11 protein-coding genes are annotated in these 22,030 nt (G+C 54.7%); all 11 read right to left on the minus strand.

The genetic code is table 11. From position 1 onward, the window contains the following. Positions 1-305: 305 nt before the first annotated feature. The 11 genes from PCH01S_RS01955 to PCH01S_RS02005 all read right to left on the minus strand — a co-directional run bounded on the left by PCH01S_RS01955 (position 306) and on the right by PCH01S_RS02005 (position 21,779). A complete protein-coding gene (locus tag PCH01S_RS01955; RefSeq protein ID WP_042226362.1) occupies positions 306-1,256 on the minus strand; it encodes a LacI family DNA-binding transcriptional regulator in 951 nt (316 codons plus the stop codon). Between the two features lie 314 nt (positions 1,257-1,570). Further along, the gene (locus PCH01S_RS01960) at positions 1,571-2,614 is read right to left on the minus strand and encodes an NAD(P)/FAD-dependent oxidoreductase (RefSeq protein ID WP_042226364.1); all 1,044 of its coding nucleotides are present in this window, start codon (positions 2,612-2,614) and stop codon (positions 1,571-1,573) included. A gap of 206 nt (positions 2,615-2,820) precedes the next feature. Further along, positions 2,821-4,188: a PepSY-associated TM helix domain-containing protein gene (locus tag PCH01S_RS01965; protein ID WP_042227367.1), complete on the minus strand. Its 1,368-nt coding sequence runs from the start codon at positions 4,186-4,188 to the stop codon at positions 2,821-2,823. A 359-nt stretch (positions 4,189-4,547) separates the two neighbouring features. Further along, the gene (locus tag PCH01S_RS01970; RefSeq protein ID WP_042226367.1) at positions 4,548-5,936 is read right to left on the minus strand and encodes a M20/M25/M40 family metallo-hydrolase; all 1,389 of its coding nucleotides are present in this window, start codon (positions 5,934-5,936) and stop codon (positions 4,548-4,550) included. Between the two features lie 14 nt (positions 5,937-5,950). Continuing rightward, a complete protein-coding gene (gene fabD / locus PCH01S_RS01975) occupies positions 5,951-7,231 on the minus strand; it encodes an ACP S-malonyltransferase (RefSeq protein ID WP_042226368.1) in 1,281 nt (426 codons plus the stop codon). A 21-nt stretch (positions 7,232-7,252) separates the two neighbouring features. After that, a complete protein-coding gene (locus tag PCH01S_RS01980) occupies positions 7,253-7,969 on the minus strand; it encodes a thioesterase II family protein (protein WP_084706499.1) in 717 nt (238 codons plus the stop codon). A gap of 39 nt (positions 7,970-8,008) precedes the next feature. Then, positions 8,009-8,980 (minus strand): hypothetical protein, encoded by a 972-nt coding sequence (locus PCH01S_RS01985; protein WP_042226370.1) that lies wholly within the window; start codon positions 8,978-8,980, stop codon positions 8,009-8,011. A gap of 33 nt (positions 8,981-9,013) precedes the next feature. After that, positions 9,014-19,279 (minus strand): non-ribosomal peptide synthetase, encoded by a 10,266-nt coding sequence (locus PCH01S_RS01990; RefSeq protein ID WP_042226373.1) that lies wholly within the window; start codon positions 19,277-19,279, stop codon positions 9,014-9,016. Positions 19,280-19,292: 13 nt separating this feature from the next. After that, on the minus strand, positions 19,293-20,063 hold the full coding sequence (locus PCH01S_RS01995; protein ID WP_241688680.1) for a CPBP family intramembrane glutamic endopeptidase: 771 nt from the start codon (positions 20,061-20,063) through the stop codon (positions 19,293-19,295). A 29-nt stretch (positions 20,064-20,092) separates the two neighbouring features. Then, positions 20,093-20,902 (minus strand): CPBP family intramembrane glutamic endopeptidase, encoded by an 810-nt coding sequence (locus PCH01S_RS02000; protein WP_042226377.1) that lies wholly within the window; start codon positions 20,900-20,902, stop codon positions 20,093-20,095. Positions 20,903-20,906: 4 nt separating this feature from the next. Beyond that, positions 20,907-21,779 carry a CPBP family intramembrane glutamic endopeptidase gene (locus PCH01S_RS02005; RefSeq protein ID WP_042226380.1) on the minus strand — a complete coding sequence of 291 codons (873 nt, stop codon included), beginning with the start codon at positions 21,777-21,779 and terminating at the stop codon, positions 20,907-20,909. Between the last annotated feature and the right edge of the window lie 251 nt (positions 21,780-22,030).

The raw sequence follows: 22,030 nt of genomic DNA on the forward strand, positions 1-22,030 counted from the left end.
GCCATGAAGTCAAAATCGATTATGTTGACTTGTCACCTCTCTTCGCCGCCAACAAAATCCGTTACGCGGACAACGGTGTTCACTTCAAGCCTGATTTCTATCCGCTTCTCCTGAACTACTTAAAAATACACTTTAAACTATGAAACTGCTGCATTTTCAGAATTAGTCGGGTGATACTAAGTTCTTGTCATTGTTTTTTGACAAGAACTTAATATCATAAAATAAAAAGCCGCATAATCAGCGGCTTCTAATGTTACTATTTTGTTGTCACCCGACATATTCAGCAAATTACTTCAGGTCAACAGCTATATCGATTGACGTAAAATTATTCTGTAAGGAATCTCTACCTTTTCCTTAGATTTTTCAATTGTTAGATCGAAGGCTAGTTCACCGACTTTCACAAGTTGATGATCAACCGTGGATAGTTCCAGTCCAATTCCAACAGGCTGGTTCTCTTGTCCAATGATTGCTAAATCCTCCGGCACCCCAATCCCAATACTCCTTGCATACTTGTAAATACCTGTCGCAACCTCATCGCCATTCGCATAAATAGCGGTTGGATTTAACTCACTCTGAAGAAGTTGTTGTGCCGCTCTTACACCGTCGGCAATGCTGTAGCAATCCTTGATATGATATTCCGGTGGAAAATTCCCGAATATTTGCTGATATGCTTTTATCGTCAGTTGAGTACTATTGCTTTCTTCTCCTCTTGCTGTCGTAAAAGCGACGTGTGAATGTCCTTTATCCTTTAGAATTTGAAATGTCTCTAAGTAAGATCCATACCGATCCATATAAGCACAACCAATTTCAGGATGTTCTGTATATTCGCATGCGACGATTGCCCCATATTTAGTGAATGGAATAATGGCATCCCAAGAATTCGCACGAGAGGTGATGATGATTCCATCTAGTTGTTTATTTTTCAGCTTATTTAAATAGCTGAGCTCTTTTTCTGTGTTGTACTTAGTAGGCAGAACCATCACTGTATAATCACGTTCGACCGATCGATTAAGAATACCGTGAAGCAATTGATCAAAGGCTTGATTGTTATTGTACGGCATGATTACACCAAAACTTCTTGTTTCCTTGCGAATTAAATCGACAGCCGAGCGGTTTGGAACATAGTCCAATTCATCAATCACACGCTGCACAGCAGCCTTCTTCAATTGTGATACATAAGGATGGTGGTTCAACACTCTTGATACTGTAGAAACTGACACTCCTGCACGTCTTGCAATATCATTAATATTTGCCATAGTCACCATCCCGTACAACTTCATCAAGAACTTGTATCGTTAAATAACAAGAATATATATCGTTTCCCGTGCCGGTTCAATTGCCGCTCCCGCTACTGCGTTAATGGCGATGACATCATTATAGACGAAATATACATCAGTTTCTCAAGAAACTTTACATTTAACAACTGAACCAGCTTTTAGGATCATCTTTTTCTTTGGCGTATAATCTAGCATCTCCCCACACGGGTATGAAGTCCCTGAGCTGCAACTTTCTTAGCTATTCCGGCATTTACTGCTTCTTCTTCCAGTGCTGCAACGTAATACTCAAACGTTTAAAATCTGGATAACCGGCAGCTGTCTAATTCTTTCATTCGTACGTTGTCTATGATTTCGCTTGCAGCCAAGTGACTAATAACAGGAGCCAGCGTAATGGCTGCATGCATAACGGTTAGATACAGCCCCTTTACCTGATTACAAAAGCCAACAATGGGGTATCCGTCTACGGGCATAGGTCTCATTCCTACCTTGATACTTTCCAATTCCAATTTCTCTCCGCCTTTTAAACCATGACGCAGGATTTCAAACGTTCGTTTTCCAATTTCCTCCGGCCCATTTTCTCCGGACTCATCCCTGTAATCTTCGGCCGCTATGAGCGTATCGTCGGTTAGTTGTCTTGCTTCAAATTGTGAATTCGAGATTAAAGTATGGATTAACTTTTCATTCGATTTCATGCGAATAATAATAGAAGGCGAAGGAGCGACAGGAACATCAAGGCCTAACGGCTTGCAAAGTTCCGGTAAAGCAGCGCCGGTTGCTACTACGATAACATCCGATTCGATAAAACCGTTTGAGGTTTGAACGCCAATAACCTTGGCATCCTCTGTCCTTATTTTCATTACTTTCGTATCAAAAAGTATTTTCGCTCCCTTTTCTTTAGCCTTATCCACCAAAAGCTTTGTTGTCCAAATAGGATCAATAGCGCCTTCTTCACGCGCGTAAGCAGCTTCTTCGGGATATTCCCTCAAGTTAGGCTCCAGCTCCATGATCTGCTGTCGATTTAATTTTTGTATATAAGACTCCTCCATACTTGCAGGAACTCCCCATGTCAGTGCGCCGTGCCAGTTTATCTTTAACTCAGTTAGTTCTTTTTCTAATGCATGGTATTCGGTTAGTGCTGCATCATATAAATGCCGATAATTTTGTAAAACCCGGCTTGATGAATGAATCCAAGCGAAAGATTTTTCGGTTACTTCACACGCAGCCGTTGAATTGCACTCGATTAAAGTGACATCCTGATTGCGCTTTGCCAAGTTGTAAGCCATTGATGCGCCAACAATCCCTGCACCAATCACTACAATTTTTTGTTTCCTAACCATGAATGTTTCCTCCCACCTTCCTATTTCGCCTTAACCATACAATAGATATCTAAATATTTCTTAGGAATGTATCGTTATAAATTAATTTTCCTGCCAGTATGAGGAAAAGGCTGCCGATTGTGTCGGTAGCCTTTGTTATGAGATTTGATTGTTGAACATCTGTTTGGTCGTTTCCTCCAGGTTTCATCGGGTACTACCTGAAATGTCTACTTGGCAATATTCATATTTTGAAATTTCTTTTTAAAAGAAAGAATAATTTCAATCAACACGGCCAAAATTAAGGAAATGCCAAATAGCGGCATCATACATCCTAATAAGAGCATGAAAATAATAAATCCAACCGATAACTTACTTGATAGGTTCGGTGGAGCCGACAAGGAATTCTTCTTTTTCCGAGTTAACCACGTTCTAAAGCCCCAGAAAATAACGAGTAAGAACAAAAGACATACAACCAGATTCAGTACTTTATTGAGCCAGCCGAATAAGTGGCCTTCATGCAGCGGGATTCCCCATGTAAACCATTTGGCTAGAATTCCATAATCTTCAAAACCGACCTTTGAAATCAATTTACCGCTATACTGATCAAAATAGGCTGTTACTTCATCATACGGGCTAACGTCTAAGCCGGTCACTCCCGTATTACTACTTTTAGAAACGGTATATACCCCTTGCTCATTTTTTGGGTAAATGATGGAGTATGGCTTGGAAATATCGGCTTGCTTAACCTCGTTCATCAACTGTTGGACCGCGATCATCCCGCTTGGGTTGGACGTATGATCCATGGCAGCCATCCCGTTGTGTTCAGCATGAGATCCTCCGGTTGAAGCCGGCGGCTCATTTTTACGAGTAGCCCAAGGAATTTCGCTTATATCCGAAGTAGGCGGATTTTGTTTTAATGCCGGAGTTCCAATAGACGGATACTTTTGAGCTGCGGAGTATATAAAATCACCCATAAGAGCTGACCAAGGCAATCCGGTAAAAATAATGATCACCATTGGAATTGTAATGATCGTACCTATCAGCGCATGCCATTTCAGATTCTTTTGCCGCTTGCTTGGATTCGGCTCCTTCTTCAATGCCCTTCCTTTGAATGTCATATAAATACCGGATAGAAGCAGGAAGATTGCCCAGCATGCGGCCAATTCAACTAAGTAGTTAACAACAGTTCCCCCCACAAATAGTGAACTATGGACCTCTCTCATCACATTGGAAAACGTATATTTTGGATTTTGGCTGCCGACAATTTGATAATTCGAATCTAAAAATACATATTTTTGATCGCCATCTTTATTTGTCATCGTTAAACGCGTATTGTACGGATCCTCTAACACAATAACTTTTGAAACCGAATAGTCCTTGAATGTTTGCTTTGCTTTCTCCATACCTTGATCGATCGTCAATTGTTCGGTTTGGCTGCTTTGGTTAAAAAATTCATTCTTGTACCAATTATTTTCTACATTTGTATAAAACAAATACCCAATACCGCTTAATGTTAGCGTAATAAGAAGCGGCGTAATAAACAATGCGGCGTAAAAATGCCATCGCCAAAAACGAGTATAATTTGTTTTTTCCATCATCATTTCCCTTCATTTTTCTTGCAGTCTTTACTAATTATAGCCATACGGTTTCTCGTTACAATGACTCAATTGGGCTATTTCTAGCATTCTCGAGACACAAGTTGTTCATATAACCATGGTCGGCGAATTAATCTCCGTTGCGCTTAAGGATACAAGTTCTTATCCCTACAAAAACACCTTCAAAATTGTCCTCCGCGTCTTACGACTTGGAAGATTTTTTTGAAGGTGCTTCTATTTGTCTCACGCTATGAGGTTAGTTCCCGGTGAACGTCGCCCTGAACTTGGGCTATTCTTCAATGCACAACTTGCATGTTCCTTGCCGTCAACGGTTAACGGCATGTGCATGGCAAGCTGCTCTAACCATCCGATGACAGCGGCTGCGCTCCGTACCGCTCCAGCACCCGGTAAATCGCATCCGTGCCGAACCCGATCGCTTCTACGGGAATGCGTTCATCCGCCGCATGAATCAGTTTGGTAAACTGCATGTCCTTGGGAAGCGGCATTGGCAGGAAACCGTAGGTTTGGATGCCGAGCCTCGCAAACAATCTTCCGTCCGTTCCTCCGGGCAGCAGCATCGGCACGGGAACGGCCTCCTTATCCGCTTCTTTCAGCACATCGGACAGCAAACCGAACATCCCCATGTCGGGAGCTGCGGCGCATGGGTCATGGCGGAGGACTTCCAGCCCGATCGAATCATGAATCGCGAATCGGCGCAGTTCGTCCATAAATTGCTGCGGAGTGACGCCCGGCAGCGTTCGGCCGTCCAGCTCGACCGTAATTTCGCTTGGATGAACGTTGATTTTCTCGCCGCCGCGAACGACGGTCGCGCTGACCGTATTTCGCAGAAGCGGGGCGAACGTCTCGCCCTTTTCCCCCAGAAGCTTCAGGATGACGCCCCCCAGCCGGGGGCGCAGCAGCCCTCTCAGCAGCAGCGCCGGCAGCAGCGGCAGTGCGGAGGCCATGCCTTCAATCATCAACCGGGCGGCCGGTACCGCACGGATCGGCAGCTTATTCCTGCTAAGCGATTGAAGCATGTTCCCCAATTGCGCCATACAGTCGGCTCCCGGATTGCCCATGGAGCCGTGGCCACCGTCTCCTCGAATCGTCGCTTTGAGCCAACATAGCTGCTTCTCCGCCACCATAATCGGATAAAAGGTTTTCCCCAACGCATGAAACGAGAAGCCGCCGAACTCGCCGAGCGCATACTTTACGCCCGTAAAATAATCGGCATGCCGCTCTACCAGGAAGGAAGCCCCGTATTCGCCCCCTGCTTCCTCGTCGCTGACAATCGCCAGAATGAGATCGCCGCGCAGCGGCAGCTTGCGGACATGCGCGCGGAGGAAAGCCGATACGAGCATTGCCACGCCGCCTTTCATATCAAGGGCGCCACGTCCCCAGACGAAGCCGCCCTCAATGTCGCCCCTGAACGGGTCGCGGCTCCAGGCTTGCTTGTCTGTGCCAACGACGTCGACATGCCCGTACAGCAGCAGCGGCGGTGCCTCCCCGCTGCCCTTTATCCTGGCCAGCAGATTGGGCCGGGCCGGATCAAGCGCATAGATCCGCGTCTCAATGCCCGCATTCTCAAGCAGTCGCCGGATATACATGATGCATGCGGCTTCCTCGCCCGGCGGATTTGTTGTATTAAAGCGGATCAATGCCTGCAAAATCTCCACGGGAGACGGCAGCTCCGCCGGGCGCTCGACTTCATCTTGACCCAACTCATCATTTGCCAGCCGGATACCCATGCCCACGCTCCTTCCTATACTAGACTGCCCGCGTATGGCCGGTCGGCAGGAGAAACGCCTGGCAAGCCGCGCAGGCCGAACTCACCCTGCAGTCTTGCATACCGCCGCTCCTGCTCTTCGGCGGACGTGCCTTTGGTGCGAAACACCGATTCCAGCATCGCCAGCGCTTGCCGAACATGCGCTTCCGCCACTTGCTCTCCCGTCTCCCGCAACCGATCGACCAGCTGCTGCACGCCGCGGTAAGGCGAAACCACGCCTTGTTCATATTCACCCTTGTTCCAGTTGCGGTTGCGGACGCAAGTGGCGATAGCCAGACAACGATTCAGCAGATCAATCGAATAAGCGTCCGTTTGCCGGCTTGCGGCAACCAGATGCGCCTCATCCTCCTTGTCGTCAAAAGCGAATACGCGCAGTGCGTCCGATGGAGCCAGCCGTTTCAATACATTGCCCGGACCCAGTTCCACGGCAGCGGCAACGCCAATGCTTTTCTGGAATGTAAGGACCGCCGGCCAATTGACGGGGTCCGTCAATCCCCTTGCCAGCATACCCGGGATCTCCGCCGTATTTCCGAAAGGCAGACCCGTCAAGGAGGAAACTACGGGAAAATCCATTTCTCCAAACGAGACGCGGGTCAGCACTTCGGCAAATTGCGCCGCCGCCGGCGCCATCAACGGACTATGAAACGGCGCGCTTACCTGCAGCGGAATGACTGCGGCCCCGTGGGCGGACAGTCTTTCTGACGCTTCATGGACGGCCTCTTTGTGGCCCGAAATCACCGTTTGCCGCTCTGAGTTCATATTCGATACCACAACAATACGACTTCCGTCCGTGCAGCCTGCGCTGATTTCCAAGCATACTTTGGCGACAACATCGGGACTCGGCCCGTTCACGGCGGCCATCGAACCGATCCCCGCAGCGGCGGCCCCTTGCATCAACTCGCCGCGGCGGCGTACAAGCCTGAGCGCATCCGGGAACGTTATGGCTCCCGCGCAGGTTAAAGCGGTAATCTCGCCCAGGCTGTGGCCGGCGGCCATCGCAGGTAGGTATCCCCATTCCCGGCTGTAGACGCGGTACATCGCCACGCCAAGCGCAAGAATGGCGGGTTGGGCATTGTCCGTCCGCGTCAGCTCCGTTATCGGGCCTTCATACATCAGGCTGTCAAGGCGCATGCCCAGCGCTTCGTTCGCTTCCTCCATCGTCGCTTTGACAACCGGATGCCGCTCGCTCAGCGTTTTTCCCATTCCGACGCGCTGCGAGCCCTGACCGGGAAACCATATCGCATGTTTGTTCAGCATCTTCCATCACGCTCCTCAGGGTCAGATCGGGGCAGGCGCCTCGGTCAGCATTTTGTTTATCACCGATACAACATCGGATTCCCGCTCATGCAGGAAAAAATGTCCGCCTTCAAACAGCATCAGCTCGCAGCCTCCCGTCGCATAACGCTCCCATTCACAGAGCGGGCCTTTGACGGAGTCGTCATCCTTGCCGCTCAAGATGGTGAGCCGGAGCGGCAGCCGCGGCCGCATCCGATGCTCGTATTCGCCGACAAGCTTGAAGTCGGCTCTTAGGATCGGCATAAACATATCCAGCAGCTCCCGATGCCGGAACAGCTCGTCCGGCATGCCTCCGAGCCGTTTCACTTCCTCGAGAAACTCGTCATCCGGAAGCGTATGGATCCGGCGAGCCTTCTCCTGCTCGCAATGCGGCGCCCCTCTGCCGGAGAGGAAGACTGCCGCAGGCAGCGGGAATCCTTCCTCCCGCAGCGCATGCAGCACCTCATACCCGAGCAGGCTGCCCATGCTGTGGCCGAAAAAAGCATATGAGTCGGAGCTAAGGGCCGTCTCCCTCACCAGCGGCAGTAAATCCCGCACGGCTTCCGCCGCGTCCGCATAGAACGGCTCGTCCATGCGGCTTCCTCTGCCAGCCAGTTCGGCCGGCACCAGGCGCACGCCAGGATGAAGCCGGTTTGTCCAGCGTTTGTACACTTGGGCAGAGCCTCCTGCATAGGGCAAACAAATTAAAGATATCGTCATAACGCCCGCCTCCCGGGTAACATGTTGACGCAGCGGCCTTTACGCGCCGGCGACAAGCGTGGTCCAGAACGCTTTTTCCTTCGCAAACAAATCGTCCGCGAGTGCCAGCTCTCTGCCGCGTTCGAAGTCCCCCGTCACAAAGCGGTCCTTCACCAGATCCCATCCGTCCCTCACTGCGCCAAGCTGAACGGACAGCGACTCATGCAGCGCTTCGCCGATCAGCCCCTTCTCCCGCATGGAGCGGAGCAGCGACATGTTGGCGATATGCCGGTTGCAAATGATGTTGACGCCGACAAGGCCATAGGTTAAATGTGCTTGCTTCTTCTCCGGGTCGGAATCTACATTCCACATGCCCTCTATTGAGAACTCGGCAAGTTCCCTTGCCAGCCGCTCCGCATTTTCTACCACCTCAGCCAGCTTCAACTCGTAGGGCTGAATCTTTTCATGCAGGTTGTATACGTAGAAGGCAGGTCCCAAATAGCTCGGGTTCACGTTGTATTCCGAGTTGCCGTACGCCTTGAGCAGCCTTTCCTCCGGCACTTCGTGCTCCTCGTAGCCCGCAAGCGTATCGTCAATAACGTAGAAAGTGCCGCGCTCCTTGTCGTAGCCGTTAAACAGCGAATAATGATACCAATGGAATTTTTTCCAGGCCATACTGCCCGGCAGCCAGTCATACAGATCGACGTTTACGCTCAAGTTGCGTCCGCCCTCCAGCATCGCCCTGATTTCATCCGGCACCGTCTCTTTGCTGCGGAAATGACCGGGCTCGATATAGCGGATCACCTGCGACAGCGGGAATCTAGCCGGATCGTCCATATAATACAGCGTGTCAATTGTCGGATAGCGAAAGTCCTTGTCTGTTGCGGCCTCCCAAGGATAGTACCGGTAAATGTTCAAATACGCCGCATCCCTGTAGCTGGGCTCCACCGACACCGCAATGGAAAACGCCTGGTTCAGCATGCAGTTCATCCAAAACTCGTTAAACGGTTTCCTTTCCATCGACAGCTTCATCGTTCCCCGCCTCCTTAGGCTTATAATGTTGGTTCAAGCAAGCTTGCTTGCCGCAAGCACAGCACTGATTTTTTTCTTTGCTCCGTCTTCGACCAGCGCGTGTATGATCGCCGTATAATCATCCGCCAGCGCCCAGACGTTCTCTTCGCGGAAAAGACTTGTCGCAAATTCCAGCGTAAAGCCGATCCTGCCGTCCCGCTCCGCCGCTTCAAGCGTCAAATCGAATTTGCTGACGCCCGGATCGAATTCCTTGGGATCGAATTCAATGCCGCCCGAACGATAAGCGACGCGATCGATATTTTGCAAAATAAACATCGTATCGAACAGCGGATTGCGGCTGCGGTCCTGTTCGATTCCCAGCTTTTGCACCAAATCCTCAAACGGGTAATTCTGGTGTTCCAGTGCTCGCAGCACATCCTCATGCAGCTCGGACAAATAATCGCCAACGGTCCGGTACGATTCCGGGAAGCTGCGAATCGCAACCGTATTGACGAACATCCCGATCAGCCCTTCCAGCTGCGCGTGATTACGGCCTGCTACCGGCGTGCCGACAATGATATCCTCCTCACCGCTCCATTTGCTCAGCAGCATCGAATAAGCACCGAGCAGCACCGTGTACAACGTCGTGCCGCGCTCGCGCGCAAACGCCTTGATCTTGAGCGTCAGCTCCTCATCCAGTCTGAAGTTGATCAGACTGCCCTTGAAGTTTTGCAGTTCCGGTCTTGGCAGGGCCGTCTTGAGCTCCAGCGTCGGCAGCTCCCCTTCGAACGCCTCCAGCCAGTAGCGCTCATGTCCCATATAGGCCTCGCTGCCGATTTGTTCTTCTTGCCATACCGTGTAATCCCGGTACTGGATATCCAGCTCCGGCAGCTCGCCGCCGCCGTACAAAGTGGTCAGTTCCTGCAGCAGGACGCTGACGGAGACGCCATCGGTAATAATATGATGCAAGTCCAGCAGCAGCAGATGGCGCTCCTCGCCAAGCGGAATCAATCCGGCACGGAACAGCGGGAGACTTCCGAGATCAAACGGACGGATAAAGCGCTCCATCAGCGCGCTGATACCGCCGAATAATCCTTCGTCTCCGCCTTCCGCAAGCAGCTTGCCCGCCGCCATTCTCAGCCTGGCGCCCTGCTCCAGCGTAAAGACCGGCTCCGCATGCACGCGCTGGCGGAACTCGTCCTCCTCGTGATGGAACGTCGTTCTGAGCGATTCATGGCGGCGCATTATCGCAAGGAAAGCTTCCTCCAGCCGCTCCACATCGAGCTTGCCTTGCATATGCACGGCGAACGGCACGTGGTACATCGTTGCCTCGTCCGAGATCAGCGCCATCATAAATTGGCGGCGCTGTGCCCTTGACATCGGGTAATGCTCGCGCTCCGGCTGCTTCGGAATGCGTGCGGCCGCCATGGTTCCGCTATTGTCCAGATGGGCCGCTAAACCTTCAAGCGTAGGATTCATAAAAATATCGCGCAGCGGCATTTGGATGCCAAATCGTTCCGCAATGCGGCTGATCATGCCCGCCGCCTTCAGGGAATGGCCGCCAAGATCGAAAAAGCTGTCTTTGGCGCTGATCGCATCCGTACCGAGCAGCTCCTTCCAAATCTCCGCCAGCTTGCGCTCGGTATCCGTCGACAGAGGAACAAGCTCGCGTTTGCCCGCATCGGCCGGTCCCGGCTTCGGCAGCGACCTTCTGTCGATTTTGCCCGTTGGCGTAAGCGGAATCGCATCCAGAACGACCATGAAGGCCGGGACCATATAAGAAGGCAGCTTGTCCACGAGATATTCGCGCAACTGCCTGGTCAACGGGTCGGATGGCGCGGCGCCGTCCGGCTCCGCATCCGCATCCGCCGCGTTCTGCATGACGACATACGCGCAAAGCGCATATTCCTCATCCTCTTCCTGAAACGCGGTGACGACCGTTTCCTTCACCTGATCATGGCGAAGCAGCAGCTGCTCAATTTCACCGATTTCAATCCGGTGGCCTCTGATTTTCACCTGGAAATCGCGGCGTCCCGCGTAGGCAAACTCCCCATTTTCAAGCCTGCGGCCAAGATCGCCCGTGCGATACATGCGTTCGCGCGGCGCATACGGATTCGGCACAAAAGCGACATCCCATTCGGGATGGCTGAGATACCCGCGCCCGACGCCCGGCCCGCCGATGCAAATTTCGCCCGTCACGCCTGTCGGCTGCAGCTTCAGTCCTTCGTCAAGCACCATCATGACGGAACCTTCGATCGGCGTGCCGATCGAAATGTCCTCGCCTTCGGTCACTTCCCGGATTGAGGTCCACACCGTCGTCTCCGTCGGACCGTACAAATTAAACAATCTGGCTCCGGTAGCGGCGCGCAGCCTGCCGAGCACATCGGCCGTCAGCGGCTCCGCCCCGATCATCAATATGCGCAGCTTCTGCAAACCGTCCGTTTCGCCTCGCTGATTCATCCACCATTTGAAGCGCGACGGCGTAATTTGCAGCACATCGACGTCGTGCGCGTCAATCAGGCCTTGCAGCAAGGCGGCGTCGCCCCGTTCCTCTTCGCTCGCGAGTACAATCCTCATGCCCAGCGTGAGCGGAAGCAGATTTTCAACGACAAAAATATCAAAGGAGGCCGATGCCATCGCCAGGATGCTCTGGCCCTTCTCAAACGGAATCCGGTTTCGGAAGCCGCTGATAAAATGCGACAGCCCGCGATGCTCGATCATCACTCCTTTGGGACGCCCGGTCGAGCCAGACGTATACAGCACATACGCCAAATGGTCCGGCGTATGGACAAAATCCGGATTTCCTCTGTCCGCCGCATACAGCTCAGGATCGTCCAGATACCACTCGGCAACGGCTCTCGTTACGACTCCGGCATATGCTTTTTCGGTCAGCAGAAGCGCTTCGCCGCAATCCTCAAGCATCCAGTCGATTCTCTCTTTCGGGTAAGCGGGATCAATAGCGACATATGCGCCTCCGGCTTTCAGAATACCCAAAATGCCGACAAGCAGCAGCGGGCTGCGGGACGCCATCAGCGCGACAATTCGCTCGGACCCCACGCCCTTCGCCCGCAAGGAATGGGCAAGCCGATTCGCGCGTTCGTTCAGCTCGGCGTACGTCACCGTCTCCGCACCGAATTGAATCGCCGTCGCATCCGGCGTGCGCGCCGCCTGGCGTTCCACTTCCTGCACAAACCCCGTCCAATTCGCCGTTGCTTGCGTGAAAGCCGCCGCCGCGTCTCCTTGCCGGTCCGTCATGCCTTTCTCAGCTCGAATTTCCATCCTACCATTGCTCCCCTCTCTACTCGCAGCCTGTAGCAGCGTGCCTCCTCCGGACAACAGAGCCAGCAATTGCTCCCGCTCGCTTTCACTCATCAGCTCAAGCTCGCCGACCGTGCGACCCTGCGATTTGCACATCTCCCGCACGAGTACGGTATAGCTTTCCGCCATGCGTCGCGCGGTTTCCTCATGAAACAAATCCGTGGCGTACTCCAGTTGAAGCTCGATTTCCGCTTCCCGTTCTACCGCTTCAAGAGTCAGGTCGAACTTGCTTGTCCCCGCCTCGAACGGCATTTCGCCAAAGACGACGCCGTCTGCTTCCATCACCGCCCGGTCCATATTTTGCAAGACAAACATGACGTCAAACAAAGGATTGCGGCTTCTGTCGCTATCTGCCTTCAGCCCTTCAACCAGCTCCTCGAAAGGATACGTCTGGCGCGAAAGCGCCTCTACGACATGGTTATGCAGCTCCGCCATATAGGCCCGTACCGTCTTGTCCCTTTCCGGCCTGGTCCGCAGCGCCAGCGTGTTGACGAACATGCCGATCATGCCATGCGTATCGGCATGCTCCCTGCCGGCGGCGGGGGTGCCCACAATCACTTCGGCTTGCCCGCTGTATTTGGCCAGCATCGCGGCAAAAGCGCCCAGCAGCACCGTATACAGTGTCGTCTTCGCTTCCCGCGCCAGCTTTCGCGCCTCCGCCGTTGTCCGCGCGTCCAGCCGGAACGAATGGCGGCGGCCCTTATAGCTCGGCAGAGACGGCCGCGGCCGATCCGTCGGCAGTTCCAGCACGGGAAGCTTGCCTTCGAAGATTTCCATCCAGTACAGCTCATCCTCCGCATAAGCGGCATTTTCAAATCCGGCTTCCTGCCACACCGCATAATCGCTGTATTGCACGCGCAGCTCCGGCAGCGCTTGTCCGGCATACAGCTGCGACAGCTCATTCACCAGCAATCCGGAGGATACGCCGTCCGTAATAATGTGATGAACATCGAGCAGCAGCAGATGATCTTCCTCATTCAGCCGCAGCAGCCCCGCCCGCAGCAGCGGCAGCTTGTCCAGATGGAACGGGCGCTGGAAGACTTTCATCAGCCTCGTTACCTCGGCGCCGTCCGGCAGTGCTCCCCGCAGCGCTTCGTCCCCGGTCAACGCTGTGTAATCCAGCGTCTCCAGCTTGAGCGCATACGGCGGATGAACCGTTTGCCTGAACTCGTCCTTCGTCATATGGAAGGTCGTCCGCAAACTTTCGTGGCGAGCGATCAGCGCCGTAAACGCGTCTTCCAGCCGCGCCGCATCCAGCCTGCCCTGCAAGCGGAGCGCGAACGGCACATGATACATGGTGGCGTCTCCGGCCAGCATCTGCATCATATATTGGCGGCGCTGGGCACGTGACATCGGATACCACTCGCGGCGCTCCGCCTTCGGGATCGGCTCGGCCGCCGCAGCGGCGCCGTCTCGTTCCTTCAGCCAAGCGGCCATTTCCGCAATGGAGGTAAGCTCGAATATCTGGCTGAGCGGCACTAGGGCGCCCGTCGCCTGCTGCAGCTTGCCCGCCAGCACGGCAGCCTTCAAGGAGTGGCCTCCAAGCTCGAAAAAGTCGTCGTGAATGCCGATTGGCCCGGCCGTATCGCCCAGCACTTCTTCCCAAATGGCGGCGACGCGCTCTTCCATCCCGTCTCGCGGCAGCTCCGGCTTTCCCCGCTCCCGAAGCCCGAATTCCGGCTCCGGCAGTGCTCGCCGGTCCACTTTCCCGTTCGGCGTCAGAGGTATCGCGTCAATCGCCGCGATATAGGCCGGAATCATCGCCTCCGGCAGCTTGTCTTTCAGCTTTCTTCGCCATTCCCGCGAAGGGAGCTTGTCCGATGCGACCACATAAGCGCACAGCTCCTTGTCGCCGCTTGCCTGCTCGCGGACGACCACTACCGCATCCTCCACTTCGGGAAGGGAAATCAATTGCGAGCGAACCTCGTTCATTTCAATTCGCACGCCTCTGATTTTTACCTGTTGGTCGGCCCGGTCCACATACATCGCGTTGCCGTCCGGCAGCCACTTTGCGATATCGCCGGTTCGATACATGAAGCGTCCCTCGCGGTACGGATGCGCCAAAAAGCGCTCGGCTGTCATATCCGGCTTGTTCACATAACCGTCGGCAAGGCCGCTGCCTGCAATATACAGCTCCCCGGCTGCACCGATAGGGGCAAGTTGGCCGCCATAGCCGAATATATAAATTTCGACATTGTGCATCGGCCCGCCAATCGGCACATAGCCGCCGCGATAAGCGCCCGGCTTGTATGCGTACATATTGGAGCAAACCGTCGCCTCCGTCGGGCCGTAGCCGTTAATAATCCGAATCCCGGGATTAAGCTTCGTATACAGCTCCAGCGTTTCGTCTTTAATCGGCTCTACCCCAACGAGCATTTTGTCCAGCGTAATCGCGGAAGCCGATTGCTCCAGCAGTCGTGCAACCTCTTTTAGCAAAGACGGCGGCAAATAAGCGAATGTAATCCGCTCTTCCGCAATCACTTCGGCAATTCGCCGCGGATCAAGCAATTTAGGTTCCGGATAAAGTACCGTGCAAGCCCCGAACATAAGCGGCATAAACAACTCCGCTACGCTGACGTCAAATGAAATATTGGTCAGGCTGAGGCATCTGTCTCTCTCGCCGTATTGTCCGTCGAAAAACGTTCTAAGCGAATGTCCGAAATTGTAAAAGCTGCGGTGCGGCACAATGACGCCCTTCGGCTGACCCGTAGAACCGGAGGTATAGATGACATACATCGGATCGGCGGCGTCCTGCGGCCATGCGGCGACGGCGTCGTCTTCGCCGGAAAACAGCGTCTCATCCGCAATGTCAAGCACTTGCAGGGAGGCCGGCACGATTCCCGCGGCTCCGGAACGCGAACCGTCCACGAATACCAGATCCGCGCCGCTGTCCTCCAGCATATAGAGAATGCGCTCCTCGGGATAATGCGGATCCACAGGCATATAAGCGCCTCCGGCTTTCATCACGGCGAGCATAGCGGTCAGCATAGGGATCGAGCGCTCCGCCATGATGCCGACGATGCTGCCGCGTCCCACACCTTTGGCGCGCAAGGTTCGCGCCAGCGCATCGGTACGGCGATCCAGCTCCCGATAGGTCAGGGATTCACCGCCGCAAGACACGGCCGGGAGGCCCGGAACGGCCGCCGCCTGTTCCTTGAAGCAATCATACAGACAGCGCGGCGGCGGAAAGTCCGCTTCGCGTCTCCCCAGCGCCAGCATGTGCAGGCGCTCCTCCTCCGTCAGCATCTCCGCTTCGCCGAGCGCGGCGTCGGGACGAAGCGTCAGGCTGCGCAGCAGCTGCACATAATGCCGCATGAACCGCTCGGCTGTCGCACGGCGAAACAAATCGGCATTATATTCCACGACAAGCCGCAGTTCCGCACCATTTTCTACAGCCTGAATCATCAAATCGTATTTGGCCGTGCCATGCTCAAAGCGCTGGTGACGATACGACAATCCCGCAGACGAAGCGTTTGGAATACCCAGGTTTTGCATAATGAACATCGTGTCAAACAGCGGACTCCGGCTGGCGTCTCTTCTATCCACCCATTGCGCGATTTCCTCGAATGGATAATCGGCGTGGGCGTAAGCTCCGGTCGCCATCTCTTTCACTTCGGACAAAAAGGTTCTGAACGGCTTATCCGCGCGCGGATAAGCGCGCAGCGCCAGCGTGCCGGTGAACATGCCCGCGATCGCTTCCAGCTCGCGCCTGTTCCGTCCCGCAATCGGCGTGCCGACTGCGATGTCCTCGGCCCCTGTATAGTGGGCGAGGAAAGTGTAATACGCCGATAGCAGCACCATAAACGGAGTTGCGCCCGATTCGGCCGCGAGGCTGCGCACAGCCGCCGTCAAACCGGCCTCGACGTAAACGTCGAACGTTTCACCCCGATTGCTTTTGACAGGAGGACGAGGGGCATCGGTCGGAAGCGCAAGCGTCGGCCAGTCTCCCCGGCATTGCTCCCGCCAATACCGTTCGGCGTTCCCGGAGAGCGGCCTGCTCTCCTGCCATACCGCATAATCCTTGTATTGCAGCGATAGCGGCGGCAACGAAGCACCCTGATATAAAGTCATCAGGTCGGACAAAAGAATGCCCGCCGACATGCCGTCGGATGCGATATGATGCATATCAAGAAACAGCACGTGGCGCTCAGGCCCCAGCGTCAGCAAGGCTGCGCGGAGCAGCGGAGCCGTATCGAGCGTGAACGGCTGGTACAAGTTTTGCAGCACGCCGTCCGCTTCCGCTTCATCGGCCTCCATGCGAATCAGGCGGAAAGGAGTGGCGGCGTGAATGAGCTGCCTGATCTCTCCGTCGATGACGTGGAAGGTGGTGCGAAGCGTCTCATGACGCTCCACGATCGCTTGCAGGACAGCCTCTAGCCGGTTTGCATCAATAGCCCCGTCCAAGTGCAACAATTCGGGCAAATTGTAGCTGCGATCATCCGGCATCGCCTGCTGCTGCAAATACATGCGTTTCTGCGGCGATGAAACCGGATAATGCTCTTGCGGGGCAGCCTTTGGAATCGGCTCCAGCGTATCGCCGGACAAAGAGTCGGACGCTTGGCCGGTTAACGGCCCGACATGCCCGCCGTCCGCTCCTGCTCTGTCACGGCCGCCGTTCGCCCCTTGCCCGTCATGACCGCTGTTCGTCTCGTGTCCGCCGTTCCCGACGTCCGTCCCTCGCCCATCGTGCTGAGCGTTCGTGCTTCGCGATGTATCCGCGCCGCTCTCTCTGAGCCGCCGCTCAATGAGCGCCGTGAACGAAGGCAGATCCGCATGCCCCAGCAAATCCGTCGCCTGAATGCGGACGCCCGCAAGCTCGCTGAGCCGGTTTACAATTTTGAGCGCAATAATGGAATCTCCGCCCAGCTCATAAAACCCGGCATCCGCAGGCAATTCGTCATAACCGAGCAGCTCTCCCCAGACATCCGCGATTTGCTGCTCCCATTCCAGGCCGGAACGCTCTCCGGTTAACGTAACGCCGCTGCGGCGCTTACTGGTCATCCCGCCGCTGCGCTCCAGCGCGGTTTGCCATCTGGCAAACGTCTCGTTTATTTCTTGTCGGAGCTCCTCGGGAATATCTTCACCGAGCGAATTTCCTCTCCAAGCCGCAAATGGCGTAGGAAGCGCCGCTTCGGCGCGCGCCTCCTCCACCCAGCAACGGTGAGAATCGAACGGATACGTCGGGAGCGGCAGCCGCTTTCGGCGTTGTCCTAGGTAGATCGCCTTCCAGTCGATCTCGTATCCGCCCACGTAACGTTGACCCAGCTCCAGCGCTTCCATTACCCGTTCGTTTGGAACGGGTTGCTGCCGCATATTCCCGGCCGCAGCCGAGTCGGCCGTCCCGAAGCGGACGTTCGGCAGCGAAAGTCCGGTGAGGCCGCTTTCGGCTGCGGCATGCAAGGTCTCGGCAAGCTCTTCCCAGCCGCTCACCGCAATCGCCAGGCGATACCGGTGGGCTCCCCGGCCGACGGCCAAGGTGTAGCAAAGGTCGGCCAGGCTGCGGCTCTCGTCGTCACGATGCTGCAGAGCCCAGTCCCGCATCAGCAGCACGAGCCGCTCCAGCGCCGTCATGCTGTGCGCGGACAAGCAGAACAGCTCCGCTCTGTCCGAGCGAGCCGAAGGGATCCCGGCGGGAGCCTCCTCCAGCACTACATGGCAATTGGTCCCGCTCATGCCGAACGCGCTTACTCCGCATCTTCTTGCCTCGCCGTCCGTCTCCCATGGCGTCAATTCGTCATTGACATAAACGGGCGAATCCACAAACTGAATGTTGCGGTTCGGAGAGCGGTAATGAAGCGTTGGCGGAAGCTGCTTGTGGACAAGCGACAGGATCGCCTTGAGCAGCCCTGCAATGCCGGCGGCATGGTCGAGATGGCCGATATTTGTTTTCAGCGAGCCGATGGCGCAAAATTGCCGTTTATCGGTATATCTCCGGAAGGCACGCGTCAGCCCGTCGATTTCGATCGGGTCGCCCAGAGAGGTTCCCGTGCCGTGCGCCTCCATATACGTCACCGTTTCGGGATCAATATCCGCATCCTGCCAGGCGCGCGCAATGACATCCTCCTGTGCGAGGGCGTTCGGGGCGGTAATGCCGACCGAGCTGCCGTCCTGATTCATCGCGCTGCCTTTGATGACGGCATAAATAGGGTCGCCGTCCTCCTGCGCGCGGGACAGCGGCTTCAGCAGCAGCGCAATTACGCCGTCACCGATGCCCGTTCCGTCCGCCGAATCGTCGAACGTTCTGGCCCGGTTGTCGCTTGACTCGATGCCAAGCCGTATGCCGGTATCGAGCGGCAGCACGTTAATTTTGACGCTGCCGGCAATTGCCGCCTCGCATTCGCCGCTGCGGATCGATTGGCATGCCAGATGGACCGCTACCAGCGAGGAGGAGCAGGCGGTGTCGACGCTGATCGCCGGTCCGCGCAAATTAAGCAAATACGAAATCCGGCTCGGTATCATGGAGCTCAGATTGCCGGGCGCCGCCATCGACAAGGCGTCGGGGTCCAGTGCTTCGATGATTCGCTTGTAATCATGCAGTGCGTCCCCGTTATAGCCGATAAAGACGCCGGTGCGAGAACCATGCAGCGCATCTCCGCCGTACCCCGCATTCTCAAGCGCACCCCAGGCTGTCTGAAGGAACAGGCGCTGCGCCGGACTCATCAGCGAGGCTTCTTTGGGCGAAAGCCGGAAAAAAGAATAGTCAAAACCTGAAATATCTTCGATATACGCTCCGTCAAAAAAGGAAACGGAGCCGTATTGCGCCTCCATGCGGCGCAAATACGGCTTCAATTCCTCCTTGCGGGAAACCGGAAATCCGCCTACCAGGTCCTGACCGCTCCGAAGAAGCTCCCAGAAGGCTTCGTGCGATTCCGCACGAGGCAGCTTGGCGGATATCCCGACAATCGCAATATCCTTAAGGGAAACATTGGAGACGGAGCCTCCGCTCCGCCCCTTCCGCCCGGATGTGTTTTTTTTGGTATCCAGCAAATCCAGTTGAAACATGGCGCCTTCCCCCCTAGCTAGTAATGGAATCGCTGACGGCCCGTCCTTTTTCCACCCTTCCGCCGCTCCCGCGCAGCAGCAGCAACACATGCGCCGCGATGCCGAGTCCGCTGATCAGGGCTAATAATCCAACCGTGCCGGACTGCCAATCGCCCGCCCATTGCAGCACGATATACAAGGTGCCTGTGCTGAACACATGAGCCGCAAGCGACCCCCAAAGCGAACGCGAGCCGGCGCGAACGGCGCCGTATACGATCGCGCCCAGCGCCGCAAATGCGCCAACCGTCACGTTCATAAATACCGCGCCGAACAATACGGCCTGGAGCAGAACCGTCCACGGAACCGAAAGACGTTGACGCAGCGTATGGAACAGCATTCCTCTGAACAACCATTCCTCCAGCAAAGACCCCAGCAGCAAGCTGCCGAGTACAAAAATGATCAGGCTGCCGCCGGCGACAAAAGCGACCAGATCCGAAATGGCCGGAAACGTCGCTTTTATCCACGGAAGACGGGTAAACGTGGCGATAAACAAGCCGAGCCAGACGCCCGTCCCTGCGGACAACAGCAACGAACCGCCGCGCGCAGGAACAAACCCCAAATCCCTAAGCGAAATTTTTTGCCAGCGCAATAGCGGAAGATAGACGGCAAGCACGATGATATTGGATACAATCAGCACAATGCCGGAATTGCCGGCGATCCATTCTTTCAGTCCGGGATCGCCGACCCAGTTGTAGAGCGCTTGATTGACAAGCATCACAATGGCCGCATAAATGACCAAGTACAAGACGGTACTTCCCGCTATTCGCAATCCCCTCACGCCGACGTCACCGCCTTGGAAGATAGCGGCGCGGAGACCGAAGAACGATGCTTGACCGCAAGGAATATGCCAACCCCAATCATGGTGGCCGCCACAGCCATCATGATGGACATGACGGTGATATCCGTCGTCTTCGGCCCGTAATGCCAAAGCAGGTATTGGCTGCCCTGACAGGCGACTTGCGCGGTAATCGGCGCCCAGATGGATTTAAACCAGACATACAAGAGCGCAAAAATAACCGCGCCAAGAAAACCGTACAGTGATAGCGGAATGTCTCCCAAAAAGAACAACGCCCCGTACAACACGCCCTGAATCACAATTGCGATCCAAACCGGGAGCACGCGTCTGAACTCATTCATCAGAATGCCTCTGAACAACGTCTCCTTGTAAATATTTCCGAGAATCAGGAAAACCAGAAATACATACCATTCCGCGCGGTTCAGGTAATCAAACAATTCGTTGAACCGGTACTTGTCCGATGCAATGACGGGAAGCCGGGAGAAAGCGACCGTAAACAGGCCGGCTCCAAGCCCGATCCATAAAGCGATCGCCACCGATTTGCCGCCCATCACGCGGAATTGGGCCGCTTTAAACAGATTTTCTTTGAATATAAACCTCCAGGCCAGCAGCATGAGCGGCAAACCCACCATATCGTTCAAAATAATGACGGTTACCGTGTTCTGTGCAAACCACGTGCTCCTTGGGTATACATAATCGAAAAATAATGTCGTCACGGTAAAAAACCATGCAAAATACAGGCCGATAACAACGGCCACGCGAGCCAACATCGTTCCCCACGCCTTCATGCGGTCAGACCCCCTTTTGTGCTGCCGACGGCGCGTCAGCCGTCAGCGCTTGTCCGGCGCGTGCGCCGATACCGCCGTTGCCGGAGGTCCGCCAGACATAGACGGAACCTCCAATCAACGCAGCCAGACAGAGTGCTGTAATGATATACAGCGAAACATCGCCCAGCTTGTCAAACCATTCGTAGAACCCGATGTATTTAAATAGAAAGATTGTGCCCATGGCGGTATTTTGTACCAGAATAGGCGCCCACAGCGATCCGGTGCGCAAATACAGCGACCCGTAAATCAGGCCCGAACCGATGCTGATGACCGAAAGCGCCGCACTCGGCTGGAAGTAGGCGTAAGCCGCGGCTTGCAGCAGCAAGGCCGCATATACCGGCATAACCCTGCGAAGCTCTCTGAAAATGAGGCCCCTGAACAATATTTCTTCAAATGCCGGGCCGATCAAACCGGCGCCCAGAATGACGTACCAGATCGAATCCCCCCTGATCATATCGTCGACCAGCCCCGGAATGGACGGAAATTGCCGCGCAATATCGTCAATGACGATAAGGCCGATGCTGAACAAGCTTCCGGCAAGACCCAGGCCGATCATCAACAAGACGCGCGAGGCGCTCAGCCGTTTGAAGCCCGACGCGCGGAACAGATTTTTTTCCGCATGGGGCCAAATCCATCCTTTGATACGAAAGATGAGCATGTACACGAGCGTAATGAGCGTGAACAGAACGACCATAAACATGGCCGGGTTGCGATCCAGAAACTTGGCGAAGGACAGCGTCACTTCGTAATTGTAAGTAGAGCGAAGCAGATAGAGAAGCGCATAAAAGACCCCGAGATACAGCGCGATATTCCCTATCATGGCCAACACTTTTTTCACAGGAAAGCTCCTTTCTTCTTCTGTCAGTACGTGTTTAAAAAGTCAGACTTTCAGCACCGAAGCTTATGCTTCCGATGTGCGTTTTTACAAAACGCTTCAGTTGGATGAAGCCAGGGACTGAGGAGCGGAGCTACACGTTTCCGTAGGAAACATGGCTTCGAAAGCATCCGCTCAGGCCCGGCTGAATTCAAGATTCGATGTCGAATAAGCTTCCAGAATAGCTTCGTGATTAAAGGGGGGACTTTTTAAAC

Origin of the sequence: Paenibacillus chitinolyticus NBRC 15660 (assembly GCF_000739915.1) — a bacterium.
Taxonomy (GTDB): domain Bacteria; phylum Bacillota; class Bacilli; order Paenibacillales; family NBRC-103111; genus Paenibacillus_F; species Paenibacillus_F chitinolyticus.

Excerpts from the sequence above, each read along its gene's own strand:
- PCH01S_RS01985 (WP_042226370.1), bottom strand. The coding sequence starts at position 8,980 with ATGAAGCTGTCGATGGAAAGGAAACCGTTTAACGAGTTTTGGATGAAC.
- fabD (WP_042226368.1), bottom strand. The coding sequence starts at position 7,231 with ATGCTGAACAAACATGCGATATGGTTTCCCGGTCAGGGCTCGCAGCGC.
- PCH01S_RS01990 (WP_042226373.1), bottom strand. The coding sequence starts at position 19,279 with ATGTTTCAACTGGATTTGCTGGATACCAAAAAAAACACATCCGGGCGG.
- PCH01S_RS02000 (WP_042226377.1), bottom strand. The coding sequence starts at position 20,902 with ATGAAGGCGTGGGGAACGATGTTGGCTCGCGTGGCCGTTGTTATCGGC.
- PCH01S_RS01970 (WP_042226367.1), bottom strand. The coding sequence starts at position 5,936 with ATGGGTATCCGGCTGGCAAATGATGAGTTGGGTCAAGATGAAGTCGAG.
- PCH01S_RS01980 (WP_084706499.1), bottom strand. The coding sequence starts at position 7,969 with ATGACGATATCTTTAATTTGTTTGCCCTATGCAGGAGGCTCTGCCCAA.
- PCH01S_RS01955 (WP_042226362.1), bottom strand. The coding sequence starts at position 1,256 with ATGGCAAATATTAATGATATTGCAAGACGTGCAGGAGTGTCAGTTTCT.
- PCH01S_RS01960 (WP_042226364.1), bottom strand. The coding sequence starts at position 2,614 with ATGGTTAGGAAACAAAAAATTGTAGTGATTGGTGCAGGGATTGTTGGC.
- PCH01S_RS01965 (WP_042227367.1), bottom strand. The coding sequence starts at position 4,188 with ATGGAAAAAACAAATTATACTCGTTTTTGGCGATGGCATTTTTACGCC.